The following is a 23,151-nucleotide window of genomic DNA, read 5'->3' on the forward strand; positions in this document are numbered from 1 at the left end:
GACCTGCTCGTTCGGCCCGGAGCCCGAGAATCGCGACCTGCCGTTCGACCTTCCGTGCACGCCGCCTGCGGGCTAGGCTCGGGCTACCACGGGGCGGCGGTCGCCTCGCGGGCGACGATGCACGAGGAGACGTACATGGCTCAGGGGACCGTGAAGTGGTTCAACGCCGAGAAGGGCTACGGGTTCATCACGCCCGCAGCGGGTGGACAGGACCTCTTCGTGCACTTCAGCGCGATCCAGACGGACGGCTACCGCACGCTCGACGAGGGCCAGGAGGTCGAGTTCGAGCTCGGCCAGGGCAGCAAGGGCCCGCAGGCCGAGCAGGTGCGGCCGCTCTGAGCCCGGCTCCGAGGGTCGCGTGACGGAGGACCTCGACGCCGTCGTCGTCGGTTCGGGCCCCAACGGCCTGGCCGCCGCCGTGACCCTCGCGCGCGCCGGTCTCTCCGTGCGCGTGCTGGAGGCGCAGCCGACGTCGGGCGGCGGGGCCCGCACGCTCGACCTCGGGCTGGCCGAGGGCGTCGTGCAGGACGTCTGCTCGGCGGTGCACCCGATGGCGTGGGCCTCGCCGTTCTTCGAGGCGTTCGACCTCGGCGCGCGCGGCGTGGAGCTGCTCGCGCCGGAGGTCTCGTACGCCCACCCCCTCGACGGGGGTCGTGCGGGCGTGGCCTATCACGACCTCGAGCGCACGGTCGAGCGGCTCGGGGTCGACGGCGCCGCCTGGCGCGCCCTGCTCGGCCCGCTCGCCGAGGGGTGGCGCGACGTCGTCGCGGTCGCTCTCGGTGACAAGCGCTCGGTGCCGAGGCGCGTGCTCACGCCGAGCGGTGCCGGTGTGACGGCCCGGTTCGGCGCGGCGGTGCTGGAGCAGGGGAGCCCCGCGTGGACGCGGCGCTTCCGCACCGGCGAGGCCGGCGCGCTCCTCACGGGCGTCGCGGCGCACGCCATCTCGCGCCTCCCGTCGCTCGCCGCGGCCGGGACGGCGGTGCTGCTGGCGTCGCTCGGCCACGCGCCGGGCGGCTGGCCGCTGCCGCGTGGCGGCTCCGGCGCGATCGTCGCCGCGCTCGAGGACGACCTGCGTGCCCACGGGGGCGACGTCGTCACGGGCCACCGGGTCGGTTCGCTCGCCGACCTGCCGCGGGCCCGCGCCTACGTGTTCGACACGACGCCGCGCGTCGTCGCGGACGTGTTCGCGGACCGGCTCCCGCGGCGTGCGGAGGATGCGCTGCGCCGGTTCCGGCACGGCGACGCCGCCGCGAAGGTCGACCTCGTGCTCTCCGGGCCCGTGCCCTGGGCCGACCCGGAGGTGGGGCGCGCGGGGACCGTGCACCTCGGCGGGACGCGCGCCGAGATGGCGCGCAGCGAGGCCGACGTCGCGGCCGGTCGCCACGCCGCCCGGCCCGTGGTGCTCGTGAGCGACCCGACCGTCGTCGACCCCGGGCGAGGGGCGAGCGGGCTGCGCCCCCTGTGGACCTACGCGCACGTGCCCGCCGGGTCGACGCGTGACGTGACGGAGGACGTCGTCGCGCAGGTCGAGCGGTTCGCGCCGGGCTTCCGGGACGTCGTCGTGGCCTCGCGCTGCGTGCCCGCGGCGGAGATGGCGGCGCACGACGAGAGCTACGTGGGCGGCGACATCGCGGGCGGCGCCGTGAGCATGTGGCAGATGGTCGCGCGGCCCACGCCCCGGTTCGACCCCTACGCCGTCGGGCTGGAGGGCGTCTACCTGTGCTCGGCGTCCACGCCGCCCGGGCCGGGCGTGCACGGCCTCGGGGGCTGGTACGCCGCGCAACGGGTGCTGCGGCGCGAGTTCGACGTGCGTGACGTGCCCGACCTGGGGCCCGTCGCGACGAGCGGCGCGACCACCCGGTAGCCCCGGCGCGCCGGCCGCAGCGGACCGGGAGAGCCCAGGAGGAGCGTCAGCCCGCGCCGCCCGGCGTGCCCTGGGCGCCGAGCTCCACGAGCGCGAGCACGACGAGCGCGGAGCTCCACGACAGCGGCGCGACGGCGGCGGGCGAGCCGTCGGCGAGGACCTTCTCCGGGATGGCCCCGGACGCGGTGCGGTGGTCGTCGACCCAGCGGAGCCACTCCTCGGCGTCGGCGCGGTCCTCGGGGTCGGACGACGACGCCGCGGCCAGCGCGTACAGCGTGGTCTGGGGTGTCCACGAGATGCCGTCGGCCCGCCAGCCCGCGCCCGGCGCGAGCCCGCCGGCCGGGCGCAGCATCTCGCGCACGGACGTGCGCCAGGCCTCGTCCGCGCCGGCGAGGGGCTCCGGCTGGAAGGGCGGCAGCACGAACGCCGTCGAGGCGTCGCGCGCGCCGCCGGTGACGTGGCGCGGGTAGCCCTGGGACCCGAACGAGCGCTCGACCGCCATGCGCAGGCGGGCGGCAGCGAGGGTCGCCTCGTGCGCGCGCGGCGCCTGGCCCGCGGCCGCGTACACGTCCGCCGCGGCCTCCAGGCCCGCGAGCAGGGGACCGGCGGTCCCGAGCGTGAGAGACGTGGGCTCGACCTCCCAGTAGTCGCTCGACGGCGGCGGCAGCGGGTCCTCGCCGTCGACGAGCTCGAGCGCGTGGTCCGTCGCGGCGTCGACCAGCGGGCGCAGCTCGGCGGCCACCTCGGCGCGGTCCGCGGCGGGCGTCTCCTCCAGCACGACGTCCGCGGCCCACAGGACCCAGCCGACGCCGTCGGACTGGATGCCCCGGTCGTCCGGGACCCCCGACCCGTCGGGGAGGTAGCGCGCGTGGAACGAGCCGTCGTCCTCCTGGACCCGCGCGAGGAAGCCGAGGACGGCGCGCGCGTCGTCGACGTGACCGGTGCGTGCGAACGCCGCCGCGGTGAACGACGCGTCGCGTGGCCACACGTAGCGCCACTTGGGCGACGGCGCGGCGAGGGCGGCGCCGTCGCCGAGCGTGAGCGCGCGCAGGTCGAGCAGGGCCGCCTCGCCGAGCGCGGCGAACGGCCCGCCCGCACCCGGTACGACGCCGGACGCGAGCCAGGCCCGCGACGCGGTGGCGGTCTGGTGGGCGAGCGCGGGGTCGAGGAGCGCCGTCGCGTCGAGGCGCGCCCCGGCGACCTGCGCGAGCCGGTCCGCCTCGCCGTCCGCGGGGTCGACGCCTGCGGCGAGCGCGCCGGGGTCGAGCGACGCCGGGTCGAGCACGCGGCTGCCCTCGAGGTACGTCGCGCCGACGCCGGGCGCGAGGCGCAGCACCGCGGGGCCGCCGTCGGGCCCGGTCGTCACCGCGACGCCGTCCTGGTAGAGGTCGATGTGCTCGCCCGAGGGCGCCGCGACCGCGGTCGCGGCGGTCAGGCCGAGGGCAGGGACCAGCACGAAGCCGGCCAGGGCTGCGAGGGGGCGCCACGACGGTGTTGCGCGGATCACACCGCGCATCCTAGAGCGAGTCTCGCGACGCTCGGTTTCGCCCCTCGCGATACGCGGCGGCGTGGCGGACCGCTGTCTTGCACTCGCACCGTGCGAGTGCCAATAATGGCGTTAGCACTCTCGTCACGAGAGTGACAGAAGTGACCAGCGCAGGCAGCCGCTCAGGCGGCTGCGGCGCAACCCACCAGGTCGACAGGTGAGGCCCGCCCTGGCGGCGTGACATGAACGCCGCCGTCGTGGGCCGTCCGTCGCGGGCGCCGGCCGACCGCCATACGCCACCAGCGGAGGATCATTCCCCATGGCCAAGATCATCGCCTTCGACGAGGAGGCTCGTCGGAGCATGGAGCGCGGGCTCAACACGCTCGCCGACACCGTCAAGGTCACCCTCGGCCCCAAGGGCCGCAACGTCGTGCTCGACAAGAAGTGGGGCGCGCCGACCATCACGAACGACGGCGTCTCCATCGCCAAGGAGATCGAGCTCGAGGACCCGTACGAGAAGATCGGTGCGGAGCTCGTCAAGGAGGTCGCCAAGAAGACCGACGACGTCGCGGGTGACGGCACGACCACCGCGACCGTGCTCGCCCAGGCGCTCGTGCGCGAGGGCCTGCGCGTCGTCGCGGCCGGCGCCAACCCGATCGCCGTCAAGCGCGGCATCGAGAAGGCCGTCGACGCGGTGACGGAGCAGCTGCTCAACGCCGCGAAGGACATCGAGACCAAGGAGGAGATCGCCGCCACGGCCGCCATCTCCGCCGGCGACCCCGCGATCGGCGAGCTCATCGCCGAGGCCCTCGACAAGGTGGGCAAGGAGGGCGTCATCACGGTCGAGGAGTCGAACACCTTCGGCCTCGAGCTCGAGCTCACCGAGGGCATGCGCTTCGACAAGGGCTTCCTCGCGCGCTACTTCGAGACGGACCCCGAGCGCCAGGAGGCCGTGCTCGAGGACCCGTACGTCCTCATCGTCGAGTCCAAGATCTCGAACGTGAAGGACCTGCTCCCGGTCCTCGACCAGGTCATGAAGGCCGGCCGCTCGCTCCTCATCATCGCCGAGGACGTCGAGGGCGAGGCGCTCGCGACCCTGGTGCTCAACAAGATCCGTGGCACGTTCAAGTCCGTCGCCGTCAAGGCCCCGGGCTTCGGCGACCGCCGCAAGGCCATGCTCCAGGACATCGCGATCCTCACCGGCGGCCAGGTCATCACCGAGACGGTGGGCCTCAAGCTCGAGAACGCGACGCTGGACCTGCTCGGCCAGGCGCGCAAGGTCGTCGTCACGAAGGACGAGACCACGATCGTCGAGGGCGCGGGCGACGCCGACCTGATCCAGGGTCGCGTCAACCAGATCCGTGGCGAGATCGAGAAGTCGGACTCCGACTACGACCGCGAGAAGCTCCAGGAGCGCCTCGCGAAGCTCGCCGGCGGCGTGGCCGTCATCAAGGCGGGTGCCGCGACGGAGGTCGAGCTCAAGGAGCGCAAGCACCGCATCGAGGACGCCGTCCGCAACGCGAAGGCTGCCGTCGAGGAGGGCATCGTCGCCGGTGGGGGCGTCGCGCTCATCCAGGCCGGTGCCGTGGCGTTCGAGAAGCTCGAGCTCGAGGGTGACGAGGCGACCGGTGCGCAGATCGTGCGCGCCGCGATCGACGCCCCGCTCAAGCAGATCGCGGTCAACGCGGGCCTCGAGGGTGGCGTCGTGGCGGAGAAGGTGCGCAACCTCCCGTCGGGCCAGGGCCTCAACGCCGCGACCGGTGTGTACGAGGACCTCCTCGCCGCCGGCGTGAACGACCCGGTCAAGGTCACGCGCTCCGCGCTGCAGAACGCCGCCTCCATCGCGGCGCTGTTCCTCACGACCGAGGCCGTCGTGGCCGACAAGCCGGAGAAGGCTGCCCCCGCGGGCGACCCGACCGGTGGCATGGGCGGCATGGACTTCTGAGCCGACCTGCCTCCCCTCACGGGGAGTCGTAGGACACCGAAGGCCGTCGGCCGGGTTCGCCCGGCCGGCGGCCTTCGTCGTGCCCGCTGGGAGGTCCCGGGCGGGGTCTACCGCGCCGTGAACAGGCGCGCGGCCTGCGACTCGGCGTCGGCGTAGGTCTGGGCGGCGGCGCCGAGCGCGGCCGTGATGTCGTCGAGCGCGACCTCGACCTGAGTCTGCGTCGTCTGCCACTGCGCCATGACGCCCGTGAACGACGTCGCCGCCCCACCGCGCCACGACGCCTGCAGGTCCGTGAGGTGCCGCATCATGGCGCCGACCTCCGCACGGATCGCCGTGACCGACCCGTGCACCGCGGCGCTCGCCTGCGCGACGCGCGCGCTGTCCACCTCGAACCGGCTCATCCGAACCTCCGTCGTCCCTCGGCCCGGGGGCCGTCCGTCGCCCCGGTGAGCACCGGGGCGTGGCGACGACGGTAGGCGGACCTCCCCGGGTCCGGAGGAGCGGAGGTCAGGCCTGTGGACGGCGGTTCAGGCGCCGGAGGCTGGGGACGCCGTCGACGCTTCCGCGAGCTTGGCCTGCTCCTTGCGCAGGCGCTGGAGCTCCGCGTCGAGGTTCTGCCGCGCGGCCTCCTCCCAGGCCGCGCCGAGCGGGCTCGAGAAGAGCGTGCGCCGGTCGAGCAGCTTCGTGAGGATCGCGATGCGGGCGCGCACGTAGTCGGGCTTGGGGATGTGCGCGTACTCGTCGCGCACGTCCTTGAGGTACTCCTTGTAGCGCTGCGGCTCGGCCGCGAGCATCGCGAGGTCGGCGTCGCACAGGACCGCGCAGTCGAAGTCGGAGGCGTCCGGGGCGTGGCGGACGAGCGCGTTGACGAGGTGCGCGACGCGCCGCACCGCGGGCTCGGGGACGCCGAGCCGCGTGAGCTCGGCGACGGCGAGCGCCGCGCTCGCGGTCTCGTCCTCGCCGCCCTTGTTGGCGTAGGTCGCGCCGCCCTTCGCGTCGAAGATGGCGCCGTGGTACCAGGCCGCGAGGCGCACGAGGTCGGGGTCGTGCGTCTCCTGCGAGAGCTCGTCGACCCGGCCCAGGACGTCGGCCAGGTGGCGCAGGTTGTGGAAGTGGCGTCCCGGCTGGTCCCAGCGGTCGAGCAGCCCCTGCCCGACGGCGCGGATCTCGTCGTCCGGGGCGGTCGCCCCGGCGCCCCGGGCGCTGCGGACGAACGAGGAGAGGAACCACTGCGGTGCGTCGGCGCTGTTGACGCCCATGAACTTCAGCCTTCTTCGACGGAGACGAGCAGGACGGAGGTCGTCGTCGCCGGGCGTGCTGCCCGGCGCGGAGGCCCCCGCGTCGCCGCGCGGCCTCGTCTTCAGCCTAGGTCTCGCGGGACGACCCGCCATCGTAGCCCCAGTCGGCGGCGCGTCGGGACGCCCCGGCGGGCTCCCGCGCGACGTCGCGGACGGTCGCCCGCGAACCCGCAGGTCGGGTGGGGTGCAGGCCGTCAGGAGCCGAACGGGAGGTCCACGCGGACGGTGAGCCCGCCGCCTGGCGTCTCACGGACCGACACGCGGCCGCGGTGCGCCCCGACGATCGCGGCGACGATCGCCAGACCGAGCCCGGACCCGCCGGACGAGCGGTTGCGCGACGTGTCCGCCCGGTAGAACCGCTCGAACAGGCGGCCTCGTTGGGTCGTCGGGACGCCCGGGCCGTGGTCGCGGACCTCGAGCACCGCGACGTCGCGCGCGGCGTCGCCGGCCGGGGCGCCGCTCCCGCCCGCGCCGTCGCCCGACGGCGCGTCGTCGGGCCGGGGGGCGGGCGCCGCGCCGAGCGCGATCTCCACCGGCGTGCCCGACGGCGTGTGGCGCGCGACGTTCCCGACGAGGTTGGCGAGCACCTGCCGCAGCCGGTCCTCGTCGCCCACGACGCGCAGCGATGCCGGCGCGTCCGCGCCCGGCGCGAGCCCGACGACCCGCACGTCGCGCGCGGGGTCGAGCGCGTGCAGGTCCTGTGCGGAGTCCCGCGCGAGGGAGACGAGGTCGACCGGCTCGTGGCGCAGCGGCCGGCCCTCGTCGAGCCGCGCGAGGGCGAGCAGGTCGTTGACGAGCGTGCCCATGCGGGTCGCCGAGTCCTCGATGCGGCCCATCGTGTCGTCGACCTTGTCCGGGGTGTCGAGCGCGCCCATGCGGTACAGCTCGCCGTAGCCGCGGATCGTCGCGAGCGGCGTGCGCAGCTCGTGGCTCGCGTCCGAGACGAAGCGCCGCATCCGTTCCTCGGACGCTTCCTGGACGGCGAACGCCTCCTCGATCTGGGTGAGCATCGCGTTGAGCGACGCCGCGAGCGAGCCGACCTCCGTCGTCGGCGGCGCCGGGCGCACGCGTCGCGACAGGTCGCCCGCCGCGATGTCGGCCGCGGTCTCCTCGATCTCGCGCAGCGGGCGCAGCGCACGGTGGACCGCGAGGTAGGCGACCGCGCCGCCGACGAGCGCGATGCCCAGCGCGGACAGCGCGAGCGCGCGACCGAGCACCTTGACCGTCTCGTGGATGCCCGTGAGCGGCAGGGCGACGAAGACGGTCCCGGCCTGCTGGCCGTCCACGAAGAGGAACCGCCCGACCACGCGCCACTGGGCGGGGTCGGAGCCCCCGACGGATCGCACCGTGAAGGGCTCTCCCGCGAGGCGCTCGATCTCCTGGTCGGACAGCGCGGGGATGTCGGGCTCCCCGTACCGCGACGTCGTGGCCCGCCAGCTGTAGCCGCTCTCGTTGCCGGACAGCTCGCGGAGCAGGACGAAGTACTCGCTCGGGATCTGGCTCGCGGTGGTCGGGTTGCTGAGCAAGGAGGACCGGGCGACGGTCGTCGCCGACCCCTGGAGGTCCTGGTCGACCTGCCCGACCAGGTAGCTCGACACGACGGTCGTCGTCACGACCGAGGCCAGCCCGAGCCCGGCCGCGAGCAGGAGCACGGTGATCGCGACGAGGCGCGCCCGCAGCGGCACGCGCGCGAACCAGCCCCACCCCTCGGTGGGGACGGGCCGGCCGAAGGGGCGCTCCGCCGTCGGGCCGTCGGGGACGGGTGCGGACGCCGCGGGCTCGCTCGACGGAGCGCGGCCGGGCTGCGAGACCGCCCCGGGGGGCGGGGGAGGGGGCGGGACCGGCGGGGACCCGGCCGCCGTGCGGTCGGGGCCGGCCGTCATGACGCCGCGGGCGGCTGGCGCAGCAGGTAGCCGACGCCGCGCTTGGTGTGGATGAGCGGCGGGAGGGCCACGGGCTCGCCGTCCGGGCCGGGCACGGTGAGGTTGTCGATCTTGCGGCGCAGGTAGGAGATGTACGACTCGACGATGTTCGCGTCGCCGCCCCAGTCGTACTGCCACACATGGTCGAGGATCTGCGCCTTGGACAGCACGCGGCCCGCGTTGAGCATGAGGTAGCGCAGCAGCTTGAACTCGGTGGGGGACAGGTCGATGTCGACGCCGGCGCGGCGGACCTCGTGCGAGTCCTCGTCCATCTCGAGGTCGGCGAAGCGCAGGACCGCGTCGTCGACCGGCTCGGCGTGCGTGCGGCGCAGCACGGCCCGGATGCGCGCCACGACCTCCTCCAGGCTGAAGGGCTTCGTCACGTAGTCGTCGCCGCCCACGGTGAGCCCCGTGACCTTGTCGCGCGTGTCGTCCTTCGCGGTGAGGAAGACGACGGGCGTGTGCTGGCCCTTCTCGCGCAGGCGGCGGGTCACGGTGAACCCGTCCATGTCGGGGAGCATCACGTCGAGCACGACGAGGTCGGGCTCGACGTCGCGCACGAGCCGCAGGGCGCTCTGCCCGTCCGCGGCGGCGTGCACCTCGAACCCGGCGAAGCGCAGGGACGTGGCCAGCAGCTCGCGGATGTTCGGCTCGTCGTCGACGACGACGAGGCGTGCCTCGGGGGTGGTGCTCATACGTCCAGTGTGCTCCCGCGGTCTGGGAGACGCCTGGGAACGTGCTCGATCCCGGCGGCACCGGCGCGACGCCGGCGCCGGGCGCGGCACGCGGGCGGGCGGGCGTGGGTGGCCCGGGGCAGGATGGCCGCCGTGCGGATCACGGTGGACCAGAGGCGGCGGCGGCTCGTCGCGCAGCAGCTCGCGCTCGCCACGGACCTGCCCGGCAGGCCGGCGGCCCGGAGCCCGGAGGACGTCGTCGACCGGCTGCTCGCGCTGCACGCGACCGACGCCCCGAGCGTCTACCTGTCGGTGCTCGCGCGGGTCCCCGGCCTCGTGCTCGACGACGTCCGGGACGCCGTCTTCCGGCGGCGCTCGCTCGTCAAGGTGCTCGCCATGCGACGCACGATGTTCGTCGTGCGCCGCGAGACGGTGCCCGTCGTGCACGCGGCGGCGGCCCTCGCCGTCGCGCGACGGCTGCGCACCCGCCTGCTCAAGGAGCTCGCGACCCTGCCCACGGACCCGCCCGTCGACGACGCCGCGACCTTCCTCGCCGCGGTCGAGGCCCAGGTGCACGCGGCGCTCGCCGAGCACGGCCCGCTCGACGGCGCGAGCCTGTCGCGGGCCGCGCCGCTGCTGCGCACGGCGTTCCTGCCCACGACCACCAAGACGTGGGACGTGCGCCGCACCATGACGTCCCCGCTGCTCTCGCTGCTCTCCGCCGAGGGCGTGGTGGTGCGCGGCGAGCCGCGGGGCACGTGGTCGTCCAACCGGCACGTCTGGTCACCCGTCGAGGACTGGTTCCCCGGCGGCATCCCCGTGCTCGACGAGGCCGCGGCGCGCACCGCGCTGGCGCGGGCCTGGCTCGACGTGTTCGGGCCCGCGACGGTCGAGGACCTCGTGTGGTGGACCGGCTGGAACCGCCGCGACACGCGCGCGGCGCTCGCGGGTCTCGACGTCCTCGAGGTGGAGGTCGAGGTCGGTGCGGCGGGCGGCGAGGACGCCCGCCCCGGCATCATGCTGCGGGGCACGGACCTGCCCGGCCCGGACGAGGTGCCGATCGAGGGCCACGTCGCGCTCCTGCCGTCGCTCGACCCGACGACGATGGGCTGGACCGCGCGCGACTGGTACCTCGGGGCGCACAAGGCCGCCGTCTTCGACACGATCGGCAACGCGGGCGCGACCGTCTGGTGGGAGGGCCGGATCGTCGGGGCCTGGGTCGTGCGGCCGGGCGGCGAGCCCGCGTGGCGGCTCCTCGACGACGTCGGCGCCGACGGCGAACGGGCCGTCGCGGCCGAGGCCGAGCGGATCGCCGGGCTCCTCGGCGGCGACGGCGTGACGGCGTCGTTCCCGACGCCGCTGTACCGCGAGCTCCACGCGTGAGCGACGGAGCCCGCGGTACGGGCGGTCAGAGGTAGCGCATCGGGTCGAACTCGTCGAGCGGGATGATCCGCACGCGCGGCAGCACGGCCGTGAACGCGCCCGCGTGGTCCTCGAGGTCGAAGATCTCGAGACCGCGGCCCGTGAGCTCGGTGAGGCGCACGTTGACGAACTCGCGGAACGCGAGGACGCCCACGCGGCGGTCCTTGTCGTCGAGCAGCGTCTCGACCTGGGGCAGGAAGTCGCCGTCGTGGCTCGCGAGGAGCACGTCGCCCGGCTGGCCGGCGATCGCGTCCAGCATGCGCTGGATACCGATGTCGACGACCTTCTCGTTGCTCGACCCCGACAGCGGGATCGGGCGGTAGCCCATCGCGAGCAGCGCCTGCACGAACGACATCGGCATCTGGCCCGACGACGCGTTGAGGAAGAACAGGGGCGTGACGTCCTGGCCCCAGGCCTGGCGCGCGAAGTCCACGATGCGGTCCCAGCGCGGCCGCTCCTCCGGGGCGGGGCGGTGGCCGAGGACGTTCATGCCGAGCGTCGCGTCGATGTTCTCGCCGTCGACGACGAGGTAGGTGCGGCGCGGCGTCGTCAGCGCTCGGCCGTCGGAGGTCTGGAGGTCGGACATGCCGGTCAGCCTATCCGCGCGCGACCCGCTGCGCTCCGTCCCGGTGCGCCCGCCGCACTGTCCACGACGTGGGTGTTTGCGTCCTCCCACCCCCGAGTGGGTACCGTCAGGGTTCGTGACCACGCACGACACCGACGCCACGACCGGGACCGGGACCGTCCGGCTCACGGTCGTCGAGAACTCCCCGGACGTCACGCTCGACGCCTACGCCGACCTCCTCGACGCGGAGCTCCGCGTCGTCCGCGCGCACGAGGGCGAGCCCGTCCCCGCCGCGGACCGGCTCGACGAGCTCGGCGACGGCCTCGTCGTCCTCGGGGGCCACGTGTCCGCGTACGACGACGCGCGCGCCCCCTGGCTGCCCGCCCTGCGCGAGACCCTCGTCGCCGCCGCGACGCAGGGCGTCCCGACGCTCGGGATCTGCCTCGGCGCACAGCTCCTCGCCGTCGCGGGCGGGGGACAGGTGGCGGTCGCCGCCCCGCCGGGCCGCGAGGTCGGCGCGACCCGCGTCTTCTGGCGTGCCGAGGCGGACACCGACCCGGTGCTGGCGCCGCTCGCGACCGGCGACGACCCGGTGCGCTGCGTGACGAGCATGCACGGCGACGCGATCGTCGAGCTCCCGGACGGCGCCGTCTGGCTCGCGTCGTCCAACATGTACCCCTACCAGGCGTTCCGCCTCGGGTCCGCGCTCGGCGTCCAGTTCCACCCCGAGGCGTCCCGCGCCGGCTTCGCGGCCTGGTGCGACCGCTACGACGACGTCGACACCGCGGCGGTCCTCGCCGGGTTCGACGAGCACGCCCCCGCGCTGCTCGACGGCGGGCGCTGGCTCGCGGAGTCGTTCGTCACCGCGGTCCGGGTCAGCCGACGACGCGTCCCCGCCTGACCCGGACCGAGGTCACCAGTCGGTCGAGGGGGCGTCCTGGGTGGTCGTCCCGGAACCGATCGCGGGCGTGACCTGGGTGGGCGACACCTGCGCGGCGGGGGCGGAGCCCTGCTTGAGCGCGGCGAGGCGGGCCTCGATCTCGACGGCCTCGCCCGACGTCTCGAGCTCGGCGAACTGGGCGTCGATGCTCGACGCGGCGACCTCCGCCTGGCCGAGCGCCTGCGCCTCCTCGCGGCGGACGATCTCCTCGTAGCGGGAGATCTCGCTCGTCGGGTCGAGCACGTTGATCGAGCTGAGCGCGCCCTGCACGGTCTGCTGCGCCTGCGCGCTCTTCTGCCGCGCCACGAGCGAGTCGCGCTTCGACTTCAGCTGACCGAGCTTGTCCTTCATCATCGCGAGGCCGGACTTGAGCTTCTCGACCGACTCGCGCTGCGACGCGATGAGCGGCTCGGCCTGGCGGACCTCGCTCTCGGCGGCGATCTGCTTGCCGAGCGCGATCTTCGCGAGGTTGTCGAACTTGTCGGCGTTCGCGGCGTCGCCCTGCTGGCGGTACCGGTCGGCCTGCGCCGACGCGGCCGCGGCCTTCTGGCCCCACTCCTGGACGGCGGCGACGTCCTCGTTGTAGTCCTGCTCGGCGAGGCGCAGGTTGCCGATGGTCTGCGCGACGGCCTGCTCCGCCTCGGCGATGTTGTTCGTGTAGTCGCGCACGAGCTGGTCCAGCATCTTCTGCGGGTCCTCGGCGCTGTCCAGGAGCGCGTTGATGTTCGCGCGGGCGAGCTGCGCGATCCGTCCGAAGATGCTCTGCTTCTCCGCCATGGTCGTCCCTCTCTGGTGAGCCGTCTGGTGCTGGTCGTGTCCGTCGTGCCGTCGTCCCGTGGTGCGGGGCGTCAGGTGCCGCCCGTGCTCAGAAGCGTCCGCCGCGGCCGGAGCGTCCGCCCGACGACCGTCCGCCCGACCGTCCGCCGGAGCGTCCGCCGCCGAACCCGCCACCCCCGTAGCCGCCGCCGAAGCTGCCGCCGCCGAACCCGCCGGAGCGTCCGCCGCCGCCCCCACCGCGGAGGATGGAGTCGAGGAGGATCCCGCCGAGGACCATGCCCCCGACGTTGCTGCCGCCACCCCCGCCGAGACCGCCACCCTGGGACGACTGCCAGCTCGACGCGTCCTGCTGCGCGCGCTGCGCCGCGGACTGCGCCTGCACGTCGGCCTGCTGCGCGCGCTGGAGCGCGGCGACCGGGTCGGTCGGCTGGAGCGCGCGGGCCTCGCCGAGCAGGCGGATCGCCTCCGCGAGCCGGGTCCGCGCCTCCGGGCCGACGGCGCCGCGCCGCGTCTCGATGAAGTCGTTCGTCGCGCGGACCTGCGAGTCGACGCGCGCGAGGGTCTCGCGCAGCAGCGCGTTCGCACGCGCCGCCTGCTCGGCACGCTCGCGGAACGGGGCGAGGACGGCGTCGAGCGCCGCCTCCGCGTCCGTGAGGCGACGGAGCGCGGCGAGCGGGTCACCGCCGTCGCGCGCGGCCCCGGCCACCGCGACGGCGGCCTGCGCCTCCGCGAGCGCGGGCGCGACCGTGGGATCCCCGGGGGCGAGCCGCCCGGCGTCCGCGATGTCGGACGTGATCGACGCGACGCCCCGGTCGAGGCGGGGACCGGCTTCGGCGAGGTCGGTGCCCGCGCGGTCGACGGCGTCGAGCAGCGTCACCGCCTGCCCGACGGCGTTCTGCGCGGCCCGGGCGAGCGCGACCGCCGTCGCCCGGTCCTTGCCGGCGAGCGCCTCCCGACCGCGCGCCACCGACTCGCGCGCGCCCGCGAGGAGCGCCTGCGCCTGCTCGGGGTTCTGCGCGACGGACGCGAGCGCCGTCGACGGGTACGTGCGCCCGAGCGCCTCGAGCGTCGCGCGCGCGGGCTCGACGCGGGCGAGCACCTCGGTCGCGCGCTGGTCGGTCTCGTCGAGCACCTGCGGCGCGCGGGCCTGCAGGTCGCGCAGCTCGTCGAACGTGCGGGACTGGGCGTCGAGCGAGTCCGCGACCTCGTCGCACAGGGCGACGATGCGCGCCATCATCTGCCGCGCCTGGGGCTCCGCCTCGGGCTGGTCGTCGTCGAGCCGCTGGCGCAGCGCGAACGCCTCCGCGACCCGCTGCTTGCCCTCGGCGAGGGCGGCGGAGAACTGCTGCGTCGCCTCGATCCCGAACTGCGCCTGCGCGAAGCCGAGCTCCTGCTCGGACGTCTTCACGGCGTCGTCGATCGCCACGAGGGCCGCGCTCGCGCGGCGGTCCAGCTCGGCCGTGGGCAGCGCCGCGAGCGGGTCGCCCGCCGGCCCGACGGCGGTCGCGGCCCGGCGGCGTCGTCCCGCCGCGCGGGCGACCACCACGACCACGATCACGAGCACGCCGCCGACGAGCAGGACCCAGAACCACGACACGCCGCCCGAGCCCTGGCTCGCACCCCGCGCCACCTCGGCCGCCGCGATGGCCGCACCCGCCCAGTCGTCGGCGCGCAGCTCGTCCTCCACGGCGGACGTGATCCGGTCCAGCTCGGCGTCCGACAGCGGGACGTTGTTGTCGTACGACAACCCGTACCGCCGGTCCTGCGTCCCGACGGCCAGCAGCAGGTCGTCGACCCCCAGCCCCGACTGGTTCGCCGTCGCGTTCGCCCAGTCGACGCCGTCCATGCCGTCGAGGTCGTCCACGTACACGACGAAGAGCTGCAGGTCCGTGTCCTGGGCCAGGCGGTCGAGCGCCGCGCGCACGTCGTCCGTGCGGTCCCCGAGGACGCCGGACGGGTCGGTGATCTCGTCCGTCACGTCCATCGGCGGGACGGCGTGCGCGAGGCCCGCCGGGGCGACCAGAGCGACGCACGTCAGCAGCCCGACGAGCGTCGAGACGACGAGGGCGAGGAACGCGCGGGCGCCGCGGCCCCCGGCCGCGCGGGGGTGCCAGGGACGATCGGCCGTGCTCACGGCCCGATCCTTTCCCAGCCGCCCAGGACCCGCAATCGGTGCCGCGGGACCCTGTGTCACTGCACGACGCCCTGGTCCTCCGTGTTCTTGGTCGGCCCCGGGCGTCGTTCCGTGCCAGGCGGGTACCTTGCTGCGCTGCGGTCCCCACCCGTCACTGCACGACGCCCAGGTCCTCCGCGTTCCTGGTCGGCCCTGGGCGTCGTTCCGTGCCGGGCGGGTACCTTGCTGCGCTGCGGTCCCCACCCGTCACTGCACGACGCCCAGGTCCTCCGCGTTCCTGGTCGGCCCTGGGCGTCGTTCCGTGCCGGGCGGGTACCTTGCTGCGCTGCGGTCCCCACCCGTCACTGCACGACGCCCAGGTCCTCCGCGTCGACGATGCGGTACGCGTACCCCTGCTCCGCCAGGAACCGCTGGCGGTGCGCCGCGAAGTCCTGGTCCACCGTGTCGCGCGCGACGACGGCGTAGAAGTGCGCGGTGCGGCCGTCGGCCTTGGGGCGCATGACGCGGCCGAGGCGCTGGGCCTCCTCCTGGCGCGACCCGAACGACCCGGAGACCTGGATCGCGACGGACGCCTCGGGCAGGTCGATGGAGAAGTTCGCGACCTTCGACACGACGAGCCGCGAGATCTCGCCCGTGCGGAACGCGTCGAACAGGCGCTGGCGCTCGCGGACCGTCGTCGCGCCCGTGATGAGCGGCGCGTCGAGGTGCTGCGACAGCTCCTCGAGCTGGTCGAGGTACTGGCCGATCACGAGCACCTGGTCGTCCGGGTGCTGCGCGACGATCTGCTCCACGACCCGTTTCTTGCGGGTGGCGGTCGCGGCGAGCCGGTACTTGTCCTCGGGCTCGGCGACGGCGTATGTCATGCGGTCGGACTCCGGCAGCGTGAGGCGCACCTCCACGCAGTCCGCGGGCGCGATGTAGCCCTGCGCCTCGATGTCCTTCCACGGGGCGTCGTACCGCTTGGGCCCGATGAGCGAGAACACCTCGTCCTCCCGGCCGTCCTCGCGCACGAGCGTCGCGGTGAGCCCGAGGCGGCGGCGCGCCTGGAGATCTGCCGTCATGCGGAAGATCGGCGCGGGCAGCAGGTGCACCTCGTCGTAGACCACGAGCCCCCAGTCGCGGGCGTCGAGCAGCTCGAGGTGCGTGTACACGCCCTTCCGCTTCGTCGTCAGCACCTGGTAGGTCGCGATCGTGACGGGCTTGATCTCCTTGCGCGCGCCGGAGTACTCGCCGATCTCGTCCTCGGTGAGCGTCGTGCGCCGCACGAGCTCGTCGCGCCACTGGCGCGCGCTCACCGTGTTCGTCACGAGGATGAGCGTCGTCGTCCCGGACCTCGCCATCGCCCCCGCGCCGACGATCGTCTTGCCCGCGCCGCACGGCAGCACGACGACGCCGCTCCCGCCGTGCCAGAACCCGTCCACCGCCTGCGCCTGGTACGGGCGCATCTCCCAGGGCTTCGGCTCCTCGCCCTCGGCGCGCGGCGGCGTCGTCGGGCTGAGCGCGATGGCGTGCTTCTCACCGTCGACGTACCCCGCGAGGTCCTCGGCGGGCCAGCCGAGCTTCACGAGGACCTGCTTGAGGTGGCCGCGCTCGGACGGGTGCACGACGACGGTCGTGTCGTCGATCCGCTCGCCCACCAGCCCGGCGGTGCGCTTGGACTTGAGCACCTCGGCGAGGACGGCGCGGTCCGTCGCCTCGAGCACGAGCCCGTGCGTGGGGTGCTGCGCGAGCGTGAGCCGCCCGTACCGCGACATGGTCTCCGCGACGTCGATGAGCAGCGCGTGCGGCACCGGGTAGCGCGAGTACTCGATGAGCGTGTTGACGACCTGCTCGGCGTCGTGCCCGGCCGCGCGCGCGTTCCACAGGCCGAGCGGCGTGAGCCGGTACGTGTGGACGTGCTCCGGGGCGCGCTCGAGCTCGGCGAACGGCGCGATGGCCCGCCGCGCGTCGTCGGCACGGGGGTGGTCGACCTCGAGCAGGAGCGACTTGTCGCTCTGGACGATGAGAGGTCCGTCGGTCATGCGTTCTCCTTGCCGTGGGTGGCCGAGGGTCGTGCGGTCCGGGCGGTCGCCGGGCGGGCCGGTGGTGGTCCGGGGTCGGTCGGGTGACGGTCCGGGGGTAGTGCGGGGGCGGGCCAGGGTCAGTCCGGGGTCACGGACGCGATGCGGTGGACCGCGACCGTGAGCTCGGCGTCGCGTGCCGGGTCCTGCGCGCGCAGCCGTCCGGCGTCGAGCGTGAGGGGCCGCACGCGGCGGCGGTCCGGCGCGCCCGTCGACCCGACGACCTCGAGCCACACCATGGCGCCGTCCGCGATCGCCTCGCGCAGCAGCCCCAACGCCGCCACCGGGTCGCTTGTTCCCTCGGGGCCGTCGTCCCCGCGTCCCGCCCGGCCCGACGACGTCCCCCCGCCCCGGCGCGACCGGTCGCCCTCGGCGCGTGCTCCGCCGGCCGCGCGGGCCTGGGCCTGCTCCGCCGAGCGCGTGTCCGCGGCGCGGAGCCGGGCGACGAGGTCGGCGAACCGCTTCTCGCCACGCCCGGCCTCGTCCCGCGCCTCGTCGACGCGGGCCCCGGAGCCCGGGACGACGCCGGTCCGGGCGCGGCTCCCGCGCCGCCCGACGACCGTCCCGGCCCGTCCCCGCCGGGCCGGGCCCGCGGCGTCGGGCAGGTCGCGACGGCCCGCACGGTCCGCGACGAGCACGCGCCCGTCCGGGCCCTCCACGACCGACGGCACGCCGCGAGCCCGCAGCGCGTCCTGCAGCTCCCCGGCCGGTGCGCCGGACGCGAGCACGGTCGGCGCGAGCAGCACCAGACCGAGGCCGCGCAGCGCCGGGTCCTCCGCGATGCCCGCGAGGAGCACCGGGTCCTCGGCGCGCACGTACGACGACGCCGTCCCGACCCGCACGCGCCCGTGACGTCGCGCGGTGTCGCGCACCAGGTACTCCAGCGGCTGGGGCACGGGCGTGCGGGAGTGCGACGCGAGCTCGGCGAGCAGCTCGTCGGCCGTCGCGCCCCGGTCGAGTGCGCGCAGCACCGACTCCGCGGTGAACCGGACCGTGGTCGCGGCACCGCGCGACTCGACGTCGGCCGCGACCTCCACGAGGCGCTCGAGGGTGCGCGACGGCCGGCCCGGCACGATGCCGGTGAGGTCGCCCTGGAGCAGGAGGTCGTCCACCTCGGGCGGGAGCACGGCCTCGAACGCGGCGCCCAGGTCCACGGGCTCCGACGACGGCGCGGGGTCGTCGCCCGCGACGAGCGCCCGGCCCGGGGGAGCGAGCGCGCCCGCGCCCGTCACGCCGAGCAGCGCGGCCTCGCGCAGCAGCCCCGCGACGGCCTGCTCCGGCGGCACCGCGCGCGGCGTGCGCCAGCGCAGGACCGCGACGACGTCGGCCGGGCCGAGCGGCCGGTCGGGCGCGAGAGCGAGCACGTCGAGGACCGAGCGACGCAGCCGCGGGACCCAGGGCCGCCACAGCTCGGGGTCGAGCGCGGCGCGCAGGGCGCCCTTCTCGTCACGGCTCCCGACGAGCCACGGCGTCCGGCGCGACCGCCACCACCCGCGGGCGAGCGCGGCCCACCGGTCGCCCAGGTCGTCGTCGAGCCAGTCCTCGGCCGTCGGGGTCGGGGCGAACGTGGGCGGGTCGTCGCCGTCGTCGGCCACGAGGCCTGCCGCCGCCGCGAGCTCGACGACCGCGGCCGCCGTCCCGTCGTCGACCTCGAGCGCGAGGGCCGCGCGGCGCAGGTCGCGCACCCCCAGGCCGCCCGCGCGCAGGACGCCGGGCGGGTGCTCGGTCCAGTGCGTCACGAGGCGCGCGACGAGGCGCACCGCCTCCAGCCCGGCGCTCGCGGACTCCGCCTCGACCGTCGCCGCGGGGAGCTCGCGCGCGTCGGGCACGGGCGGCGCCGTGCGCACGTCGCGGTGGGTGCGGCCGCCGCGCAGCGCGAGCCCCACCTCGCGCGGCAGGACGACGTGCCGCTCGTCGGTCGCGCGCAGGTAGCCGCGCTCGACCAGCCAGGCCGTCGTCCGGCGTGCCGACGCGTCGGAGCGGGGCGCGACGCCCACGGGCGGCCCCCACGCGAGCGCGTCGAGGATCGCGCGCGCGCCCGGGGGCGCGTCGTCGGGCAGGACGGCGGACGGCGCCGGGGCGTCGCCGGAGACCGGGCCCAGGCCTGCGGGGTGCGGGCCGAGCACCTCGGCCGTCCCGGGCGCCGGGCGGAACCTGGCCGAGCGCGTGCCGGGCGACCACACGAGCGCGAGCTCGTCGAGGCGCGCGAGCGCCGCGGTGACCGACGCGCGGTCCACCCCCGTCGCGCGCGCGACCGCGGACGCCGTCGCGGGCGTGCCCACGGAGTCGAGCACGAGCACCGACTCGAGCACGTGCAGCGTCAGCTCGTCGAGCCCGGCGAGCGCGCGCTCGAGGCTCGTGCGGTTCATCGCGCGCGCGGCGAGCGAGAGCAGCGTCGAGGGGGAGGGCGTGGCGAGGTCGGGACGCCCCGCGAGCAGGGCGACCAGCGCGTCGTCGTCGCGCTGGCGCAGCGACTCGCTGTACGTCGGAGCCCGCTCGGGCCGGGAGATGGCCATCCGTCCGATGCTACGCGCCAGCCGGGTGGGACGAGATCGGCGCTCGCGTGCGAGAACGGCAGTCGGGACTGCCGACGCCGACCGGACCCGCCGATCTCGTCCCCGGTTGCCGACCTCACCGCGGCGGGAGGAACGGATCGGCGCGCAGGCCACGGACGACGTCGGGCGGGACGTGCCGCAGCACCCGCGTCACGACGTCCTCCGGCCGGTCCCGGGAGGTGACGCGGAGGAGGCGGTGCCCCGTGCGCTCGATCGCCTCCTGCCGCAGCTTCTCCCGGACCAGCACACGGCCCGGGTCCGCACGCGGCGCCAGGCCCGCGGGGCCGGTGCGGTACTTCACGAGGCCGTCGAACTCCAGCAGCAGGCGCCACCGCGTCCAGCCGAGGTCGACCCGGACCGCGCCGACCTCGGTGCGGAGCGCCACCTGCGTCTCCGGCCGGGGCAGCCCGGTCCGCAGCAGGACGTACCGGAGCCAGGTCTCGCGGGCCGACTCGGCGCCCGGGTCCGCGAGCGCGAGCACGTGGCGAGACCGGCGCGACCCACGACCCCGTGGCCGGCGGTCGAGGACGGCCGCGACGTCCGACCGTCGGACGCCCCGGGCGAGGGCCGCGTCGACGACGACGAGCCCGTCGAGGGCGGGCATGGTGCTCAGGCAGTCGGCGACGGTGCGGACCAGCGAGGTCGTGGTGATGCCGAGGACCGTCGTGCGGTCGTGGGCGGCGACCTCGCCCACGTGCCGCGTGACGTCCCGTGCCGCGGAACCCGAGCGGCGGTAGGACTGGACCACGTGGGTGGTCGCCGGGAGCTCCCACAGAGGCAGGTCGTGCAGGAGCGCCGCGGACGCGTGGCTCACGACCGGGTCGGCACGGAGGCTCCGGGCGACGGCACGTGCGCGGTCCACCGCGAGTCCTCGCGCGGCCGTGGCCGGAGCCGAGTCCGGCGGGAGCGCGTCGCGGTAGGCGCCGCGCCGCACGCGTTCCCACTCGCCGTGGGTCACACGTCGCCGGGCCTCTTCCGGGAGGTGCTCGCGCGCGAGGTGCAGCGGGAGCGCAGGTTCTCGTCTCGACATGGGGCGTGATCGTGCCGCTCCTGGCCGGGTCGCGGTGCGGTGGTCGGCGGATCTGTGGACGACGGGCCGACCTGAGGCGCCGAGATCGGCAGGTCCGGTCGACATCGGTAGTCGCGACTGCCGAGCTCGCAGCAGAGCGCCGACCTCGGCGAGAGGTGCCGATCTCGCGCTGTGGTCAGCCGCGGGCGGTCCGGCGGCAGACCTCGTCCCAGGGCGTGGGCTCGATGCCGAAGCGGTCGCGGGCAGCGGTGTCGGCGAGGACGTAGGGGCGCTCCCACTGGTAGGCGAGGTCGCGCAGCTCGCGCAGCAGCGGCGAGAACAGCCCGGCGGCGGCGAGCCCGGGGCCGCGCAGCGAGCGCACCCGGACCGGCGGGTGCCCGACGCTCGCGAGGACGTCGGTCAGCGCCTCGCGCTGGGTGCGCGGCGGGTTGCTCGGGGTGTGCCACGTGCGGCCGAGGGCGCCCGGGTCCGCGGCCGCCGCGACGAGCGTGCGCGCCGCGTCCTGCACGTCGGTGAAGGAGTGGGGCAGGTCGGTGCGGCCGATCATCGTGACGGCCCGGCCGCGCAGCGCGGCGGGGACGACGCGCGACACGTGGCCGTTGGTGCCCACCCCGGGCCCGACGAAGTCGGAGCTGCGCACTTCGACGACCCGCGCACGGCCGGCGCGGTGCGCGGCGAGGGCGTCGGCCCACAGCCGGGCCCGCAGGACGCCCTTGTGGTCGGTCGCGGCGTCCGGCAGGTCCTCGGTCATGGGTCCGTCGACCGGCCCGTAGGGGTAGAGGTTGCCCGTGATCGCGTAGACGGCGCCCGTCCGCTCCGCCGTGGTGAGCAGCGCGGCGGCGAGCGGCGGCCAGACCTTCTCCCACTGCGTGTAGTCGCCGGGGTTGGCGCAGTTGTAGAGCACGGCGGCGCCGTCCGCGGCACGGCTGAGCGCGTCGGCGTCGGACGCGTCGAGCGCGAGGTGCGTGACGCCGTCGAGCCCGGTGTCGCGTCCGCTGCGGGTGACGACGGTGACGTGCGACCCGCGGGCCGCGAGCTCGGCGGCCACGTGGCGGCCGACGGGGCCGGCGCCGACGACGACGTGCCGGTCGTCGGAGGACGAGGTGCTGGACATGAGGGCTCCTTTCCGAGAGCAGTGCTCTCGTTTCAGGAGCAGCCTGGCACGCGCCGTGCCAAGAAACAAGAGCGCTGCTCTCGTTGGTGGGCGGCGCTCTCGTCTGCGACCCTGACGGCATGACGGCACCTCGGACGGCACGCGCCCTGGCGCGCGAGACCCTCACGCGCGAGATCCTCGGCGCCGCCCGCGCGCGGCTCGTGGCCGACGGGCCCGCCGCGCTCTCGCTGCGGGCCGTCGCGCGCGACGTCGGCATGGTGTCGTCCGCCGTCTACCGCTACTTCCCGAGCCGGGACGCGCTGCTCACCGCGCTCCTCGTCGAGTGCTACGACGAGCTCGGGGCCGCCGTCGAGGCCGCGGAGGCCGCCGTCGCGCGGGACGACCTGCCCGGCCGCTGGCTCGCCGCGTGCCGCGCGCTGCGCACCTGGTGCGTCGCGCGGCCCGGGGAGTTCGGGCTGCTCTACGGCACCCCCGTGCCGGGGTACGCGGCGCCGCAGGACACGGTCGAGCCCGCGACGCGCGTCGTGCGGACCCTGGTCCGGGTCGTCGCCGACTCCTGGGCGGACGGCGAGGGCCCCGTGCCCGCACCGCCGTCGGGCGGGGACGCGGCCGCGCTCGTGGCCCCCGCCGTCGCGTACGTGAGCGCCCGCGGGCTCACGACGCCCGACGCCCCGCCCGAGGCCGTCGTGCGCACGCTCATGGCGTGGACGACCCTGTTCGGCACGGTGTCGTTCGAGCTGTTCGGCCACCTCCACCGCACGGTCGCCGACTACACCGACTGGTTCGACGCCGTCGCGCTGCGGGTCGGGGCGGACGCCGGGGTGGTCCCGCGGTCGGCCCCGCGCTGACCGGGACGACGGCGGGGACTCGGCCGGTCGTCCGGGCTCGCCCTGGGCTCGCCCGCGGTATGGATGCGGCTTTGCCGCCGCGTGGCCGGTAACCTGGGGGTTCTGGTTCCTACGAGCACGAACGAGGTCCACGTGCCCACCGGCAAGGTCAAGTGGTTCGACACCGAACGCGGGTTCGGCTTCATCGCCAACGACGACGGCGGCGAGGTCTTCCTGCACGCCTCCGCGCTGCCCGCGGACGCCCCCGCGCCCAAGCCGGGCGCTCGCGTCGACTTCGGCGTCGCCGACGGGCGCCGTGGCCCGCAGGCGCTCGCCGTCACTTTCCTCGACCCGGCGCCCTCGGTCGTCAAGGCGAAGCGTCGCTCGGCGGACGAGATGGCGGTCATCGTGGAGGACCTCATCAAGGAGCTCGACGGGATCGGCAACGGCCTGCGCCGTGGCCGCTACCCGGAGAAGGGCAAGGCCACCAAGGTCGCCGCGGTCCTGCGCGCGGTCGCGGACGAGATCGAGGCCTGAC

Annotated in this window: 19 protein-coding genes; 7 read left to right on the forward strand and 12 right to left on the reverse strand. The window is 75.6% G+C overall.

All coding sequences use genetic code 11. From position 1 onward, the window contains the following. The first annotated feature begins 135 nt into the window (after positions 1-135). Together E1O70_RS15365 and E1O70_RS15370 are read left to right on the forward strand one after the other, a co-directional pair. Positions 136-339 carry a cold-shock protein gene (locus tag E1O70_RS15365; RefSeq protein WP_021482750.1) on the forward strand — a complete coding sequence of 68 codons (204 nt, stop codon included), beginning with the start codon at positions 136-138 and terminating at the stop codon, positions 337-339. 19 nt (positions 340-358) lie between these two features. After that, the gene (locus E1O70_RS15370; protein WP_061268035.1) at positions 359-1,864 is read left to right on the forward strand and encodes a phytoene desaturase family protein; all 1,506 of its coding nucleotides are present in this window, start codon (positions 359-361) and stop codon (positions 1,862-1,864) included. A 46-nt stretch (positions 1,865-1,910) separates the two neighbouring features. Here the strand turns inward: E1O70_RS15370 and E1O70_RS15375 are convergent, their stop codons facing one another. Beyond that, on the reverse strand, positions 1,911-3,380 hold the full coding sequence (locus E1O70_RS15375; RefSeq protein WP_082774526.1) for a glycoside hydrolase family 15 protein: 1,470 nt from the start codon (positions 3,378-3,380) through the stop codon (positions 1,911-1,913). A gap of 289 nt (positions 3,381-3,669) precedes the next feature. On the opposite strand from E1O70_RS15375, the gene groL reads away from it, so the two are divergent. Further along, the gene (gene groL, locus E1O70_RS15380; RefSeq protein WP_031315159.1) at positions 3,670-5,295 is read left to right on the forward strand and encodes a chaperonin GroEL; all 1,626 of its coding nucleotides are present in this window, start codon (positions 3,670-3,672) and stop codon (positions 5,293-5,295) included. 107 nt (positions 5,296-5,402) lie between these two features. Here the strand turns inward: groL and E1O70_RS15385 are convergent, their stop codons facing one another. The 4 genes from E1O70_RS15385 to E1O70_RS15400 form a co-directional block, all read right to left on the reverse strand. Further along, positions 5,403-5,696 carry a WXG100 family type VII secretion target gene (locus E1O70_RS15385; protein ID WP_061268037.1) on the reverse strand — a complete coding sequence of 98 codons (294 nt, stop codon included), beginning with the start codon at positions 5,694-5,696 and terminating at the stop codon, positions 5,403-5,405. A 126-nt stretch (positions 5,697-5,822) separates the two neighbouring features. After that, positions 5,823-6,554 (reverse strand): HD domain-containing protein, encoded by a 732-nt coding sequence (locus tag E1O70_RS15390; RefSeq protein ID WP_061268038.1) that lies wholly within the window; start codon positions 6,552-6,554, stop codon positions 5,823-5,825. A gap of 233 nt (positions 6,555-6,787) precedes the next feature. Next, on the reverse strand, positions 6,788-8,476 hold the full coding sequence (locus tag E1O70_RS15395; RefSeq protein WP_082774527.1) for a sensor histidine kinase: 1,689 nt from the start codon (positions 8,474-8,476) through the stop codon (positions 6,788-6,790). Further along, complete coding sequence (locus E1O70_RS15400) at positions 8,473-9,210, reverse strand: response regulator transcription factor (protein WP_043654159.1); 738 nt, start codon at positions 9,208-9,210, stop codon at positions 8,473-8,475. Before E1O70_RS15400 ends, E1O70_RS15395 begins: the two co-directional genes overlap by 4 nt. A 132-nt stretch (positions 9,211-9,342) precedes the next feature. On the opposite strand from E1O70_RS15400, the gene E1O70_RS15405 reads away from it, so the two are divergent. Further along, entirely contained in the window at positions 9,343-10,572 is a 1,230-nt protein-coding gene (locus E1O70_RS15405; protein WP_061268039.1) for a winged helix DNA-binding domain-containing protein, read from the forward strand. 25 nt (positions 10,573-10,597) lie between these two features. Here the strand turns inward: E1O70_RS15405 and E1O70_RS15410 are convergent, their stop codons facing one another. After that, positions 10,598-11,197, reverse strand: coding sequence for an NYN domain-containing protein (locus tag E1O70_RS15410; protein ID WP_061268040.1), 600 nt, complete (start codon positions 11,195-11,197; stop codon positions 10,598-10,600). 115 nt (positions 11,198-11,312) lie between these two features. Here E1O70_RS15410 and E1O70_RS15415 point away from each other — a divergent pair, with 115 nt between their 5' ends. Beyond that, positions 11,313-12,077, forward strand: coding sequence for a type 1 glutamine amidotransferase (locus E1O70_RS15415; protein ID WP_061268041.1), 765 nt, complete (start codon positions 11,313-11,315; stop codon positions 12,075-12,077). 12 nt (positions 12,078-12,089) lie between these two features. On the opposite strand, the gene E1O70_RS15420 is transcribed toward E1O70_RS15415, so the two are convergent. The 6 genes from E1O70_RS15420 to E1O70_RS15445 all read right to left on the reverse strand — a co-directional run bounded on the left by E1O70_RS15420 (position 12,090) and on the right by E1O70_RS15445 (position 21,786). Then, positions 12,090-12,893 carry a PspA/IM30 family protein gene (locus tag E1O70_RS15420; RefSeq protein ID WP_061268042.1) on the reverse strand — a complete coding sequence of 268 codons (804 nt, stop codon included), beginning with the start codon at positions 12,891-12,893 and terminating at the stop codon, positions 12,090-12,092. A gap of 88 nt (positions 12,894-12,981) precedes the next feature. Continuing rightward, on the reverse strand, positions 12,982-15,027 hold the full coding sequence (locus E1O70_RS20610) for a TPM domain-containing protein (protein WP_061268043.1): 2,046 nt from the start codon (positions 15,025-15,027) through the stop codon (positions 12,982-12,984). A gap of 341 nt (positions 15,028-15,368) precedes the next feature. Beyond that, positions 15,369-17,048 carry a DNA repair helicase XPB gene (locus tag E1O70_RS15430; RefSeq protein WP_061268044.1) on the reverse strand — a complete coding sequence of 560 codons (1,680 nt, stop codon included), beginning with the start codon at positions 17,046-17,048 and terminating at the stop codon, positions 15,369-15,371. Positions 17,049-17,167: 119 nt separating this feature from the next. Then, positions 17,168-19,603, reverse strand: coding sequence for a helicase-associated domain-containing protein (locus E1O70_RS15435; RefSeq protein ID WP_061268045.1), 2,436 nt, complete (start codon positions 19,601-19,603; stop codon positions 17,168-17,170). Positions 19,604-19,718: 115 nt separating this feature from the next. Then, on the reverse strand, positions 19,719-20,672 hold the full coding sequence (locus E1O70_RS15440) for a hypothetical protein (RefSeq protein ID WP_128957429.1): 954 nt from the start codon (positions 20,670-20,672) through the stop codon (positions 19,719-19,721). Positions 20,673-20,847: 175 nt separating this feature from the next. Next, positions 20,848-21,786: an NAD-dependent epimerase/dehydratase family protein gene (locus E1O70_RS15445; protein ID WP_061268047.1), complete on the reverse strand. Its 939-nt coding sequence runs from the start codon at positions 21,784-21,786 to the stop codon at positions 20,848-20,850. Between the two features lie 119 nt (positions 21,787-21,905). Here E1O70_RS15445 and E1O70_RS15450 point away from each other — a divergent pair, with 119 nt between their 5' ends. After that, on the forward strand, positions 21,906-22,634 hold the full coding sequence (locus tag E1O70_RS15450; protein WP_061268048.1) for a TetR/AcrR family transcriptional regulator: 729 nt from the start codon (positions 21,906-21,908) through the stop codon (positions 22,632-22,634). 132 nt (positions 22,635-22,766) lie between these two features. Then, positions 22,767-23,150 (forward strand): cold-shock protein, encoded by a 384-nt coding sequence (locus E1O70_RS15455; RefSeq protein WP_034651071.1) that lies wholly within the window; start codon positions 22,767-22,769, stop codon positions 23,148-23,150. Position 23,151 lies beyond the last annotated feature (1 nt).

This window comes from Cellulosimicrobium funkei (assembly GCF_004519295.1).
Taxonomy (GTDB): domain Bacteria; phylum Actinomycetota; class Actinomycetes; order Actinomycetales; family Cellulomonadaceae; genus Cellulosimicrobium; species Cellulosimicrobium funkei.

Excerpts from the sequence above, each read along its gene's own strand:
- E1O70_RS15430 (WP_061268044.1), bottom strand. The coding sequence starts at position 17,048 with ATGACCGACGGACCTCTCATCGTCCAGAGCGACAAGTCGCTCCTGCTC.
- E1O70_RS15365 (WP_021482750.1), top strand. The coding sequence starts at position 136 with ATGGCTCAGGGGACCGTGAAGTGGTTCAACGCCGAGAAGGGCTACGGG.
- E1O70_RS15385 (WP_061268037.1), bottom strand. The coding sequence starts at position 5,696 with ATGAGCCGGTTCGAGGTGGACAGCGCGCGCGTCGCGCAGGCGAGCGCC.
- E1O70_RS15435 (WP_061268045.1), bottom strand. The coding sequence starts at position 19,603 with ATGGCCATCTCCCGGCCCGAGCGGGCTCCGACGTACAGCGAGTCGCTG.
- E1O70_RS15450 (WP_061268048.1), top strand. The coding sequence starts at position 21,906 with ATGACGGCACCTCGGACGGCACGCGCCCTGGCGCGCGAGACCCTCACG.
- E1O70_RS15395 (WP_082774527.1), bottom strand. The coding sequence starts at position 8,476 with ATGACGGCCGGCCCCGACCGCACGGCGGCCGGGTCCCCGCCGGTCCCG.
- E1O70_RS15400 (WP_043654159.1), bottom strand. The coding sequence starts at position 9,210 with ATGAGCACCACCCCCGAGGCACGCCTCGTCGTCGTCGACGACGAGCCG.
- groL (WP_031315159.1), top strand. The coding sequence starts at position 3,670 with ATGGCCAAGATCATCGCCTTCGACGAGGAGGCTCGTCGGAGCATGGAG.
- E1O70_RS15390 (WP_061268038.1), bottom strand. The coding sequence starts at position 6,554 with ATGGGCGTCAACAGCGCCGACGCACCGCAGTGGTTCCTCTCCTCGTTC.
- E1O70_RS15420 (WP_061268042.1), bottom strand. The coding sequence starts at position 12,893 with ATGGCGGAGAAGCAGAGCATCTTCGGACGGATCGCGCAGCTCGCCCGC.
- E1O70_RS15375 (WP_082774526.1), bottom strand. The coding sequence starts at position 3,380 with ATGCGCGGTGTGATCCGCGCAACACCGTCGTGGCGCCCCCTCGCAGCC.
- E1O70_RS15445 (WP_061268047.1), bottom strand. The coding sequence starts at position 21,786 with ATGTCCAGCACCTCGTCCTCCGACGACCGGCACGTCGTCGTCGGCGCC.
- E1O70_RS15410 (WP_061268040.1), bottom strand. The coding sequence starts at position 11,197 with ATGTCCGACCTCCAGACCTCCGACGGCCGAGCGCTGACGACGCCGCGC.
- E1O70_RS15440 (WP_128957429.1), bottom strand. The coding sequence starts at position 20,672 with ATGTCGAGACGAGAACCTGCGCTCCCGCTGCACCTCGCGCGCGAGCAC.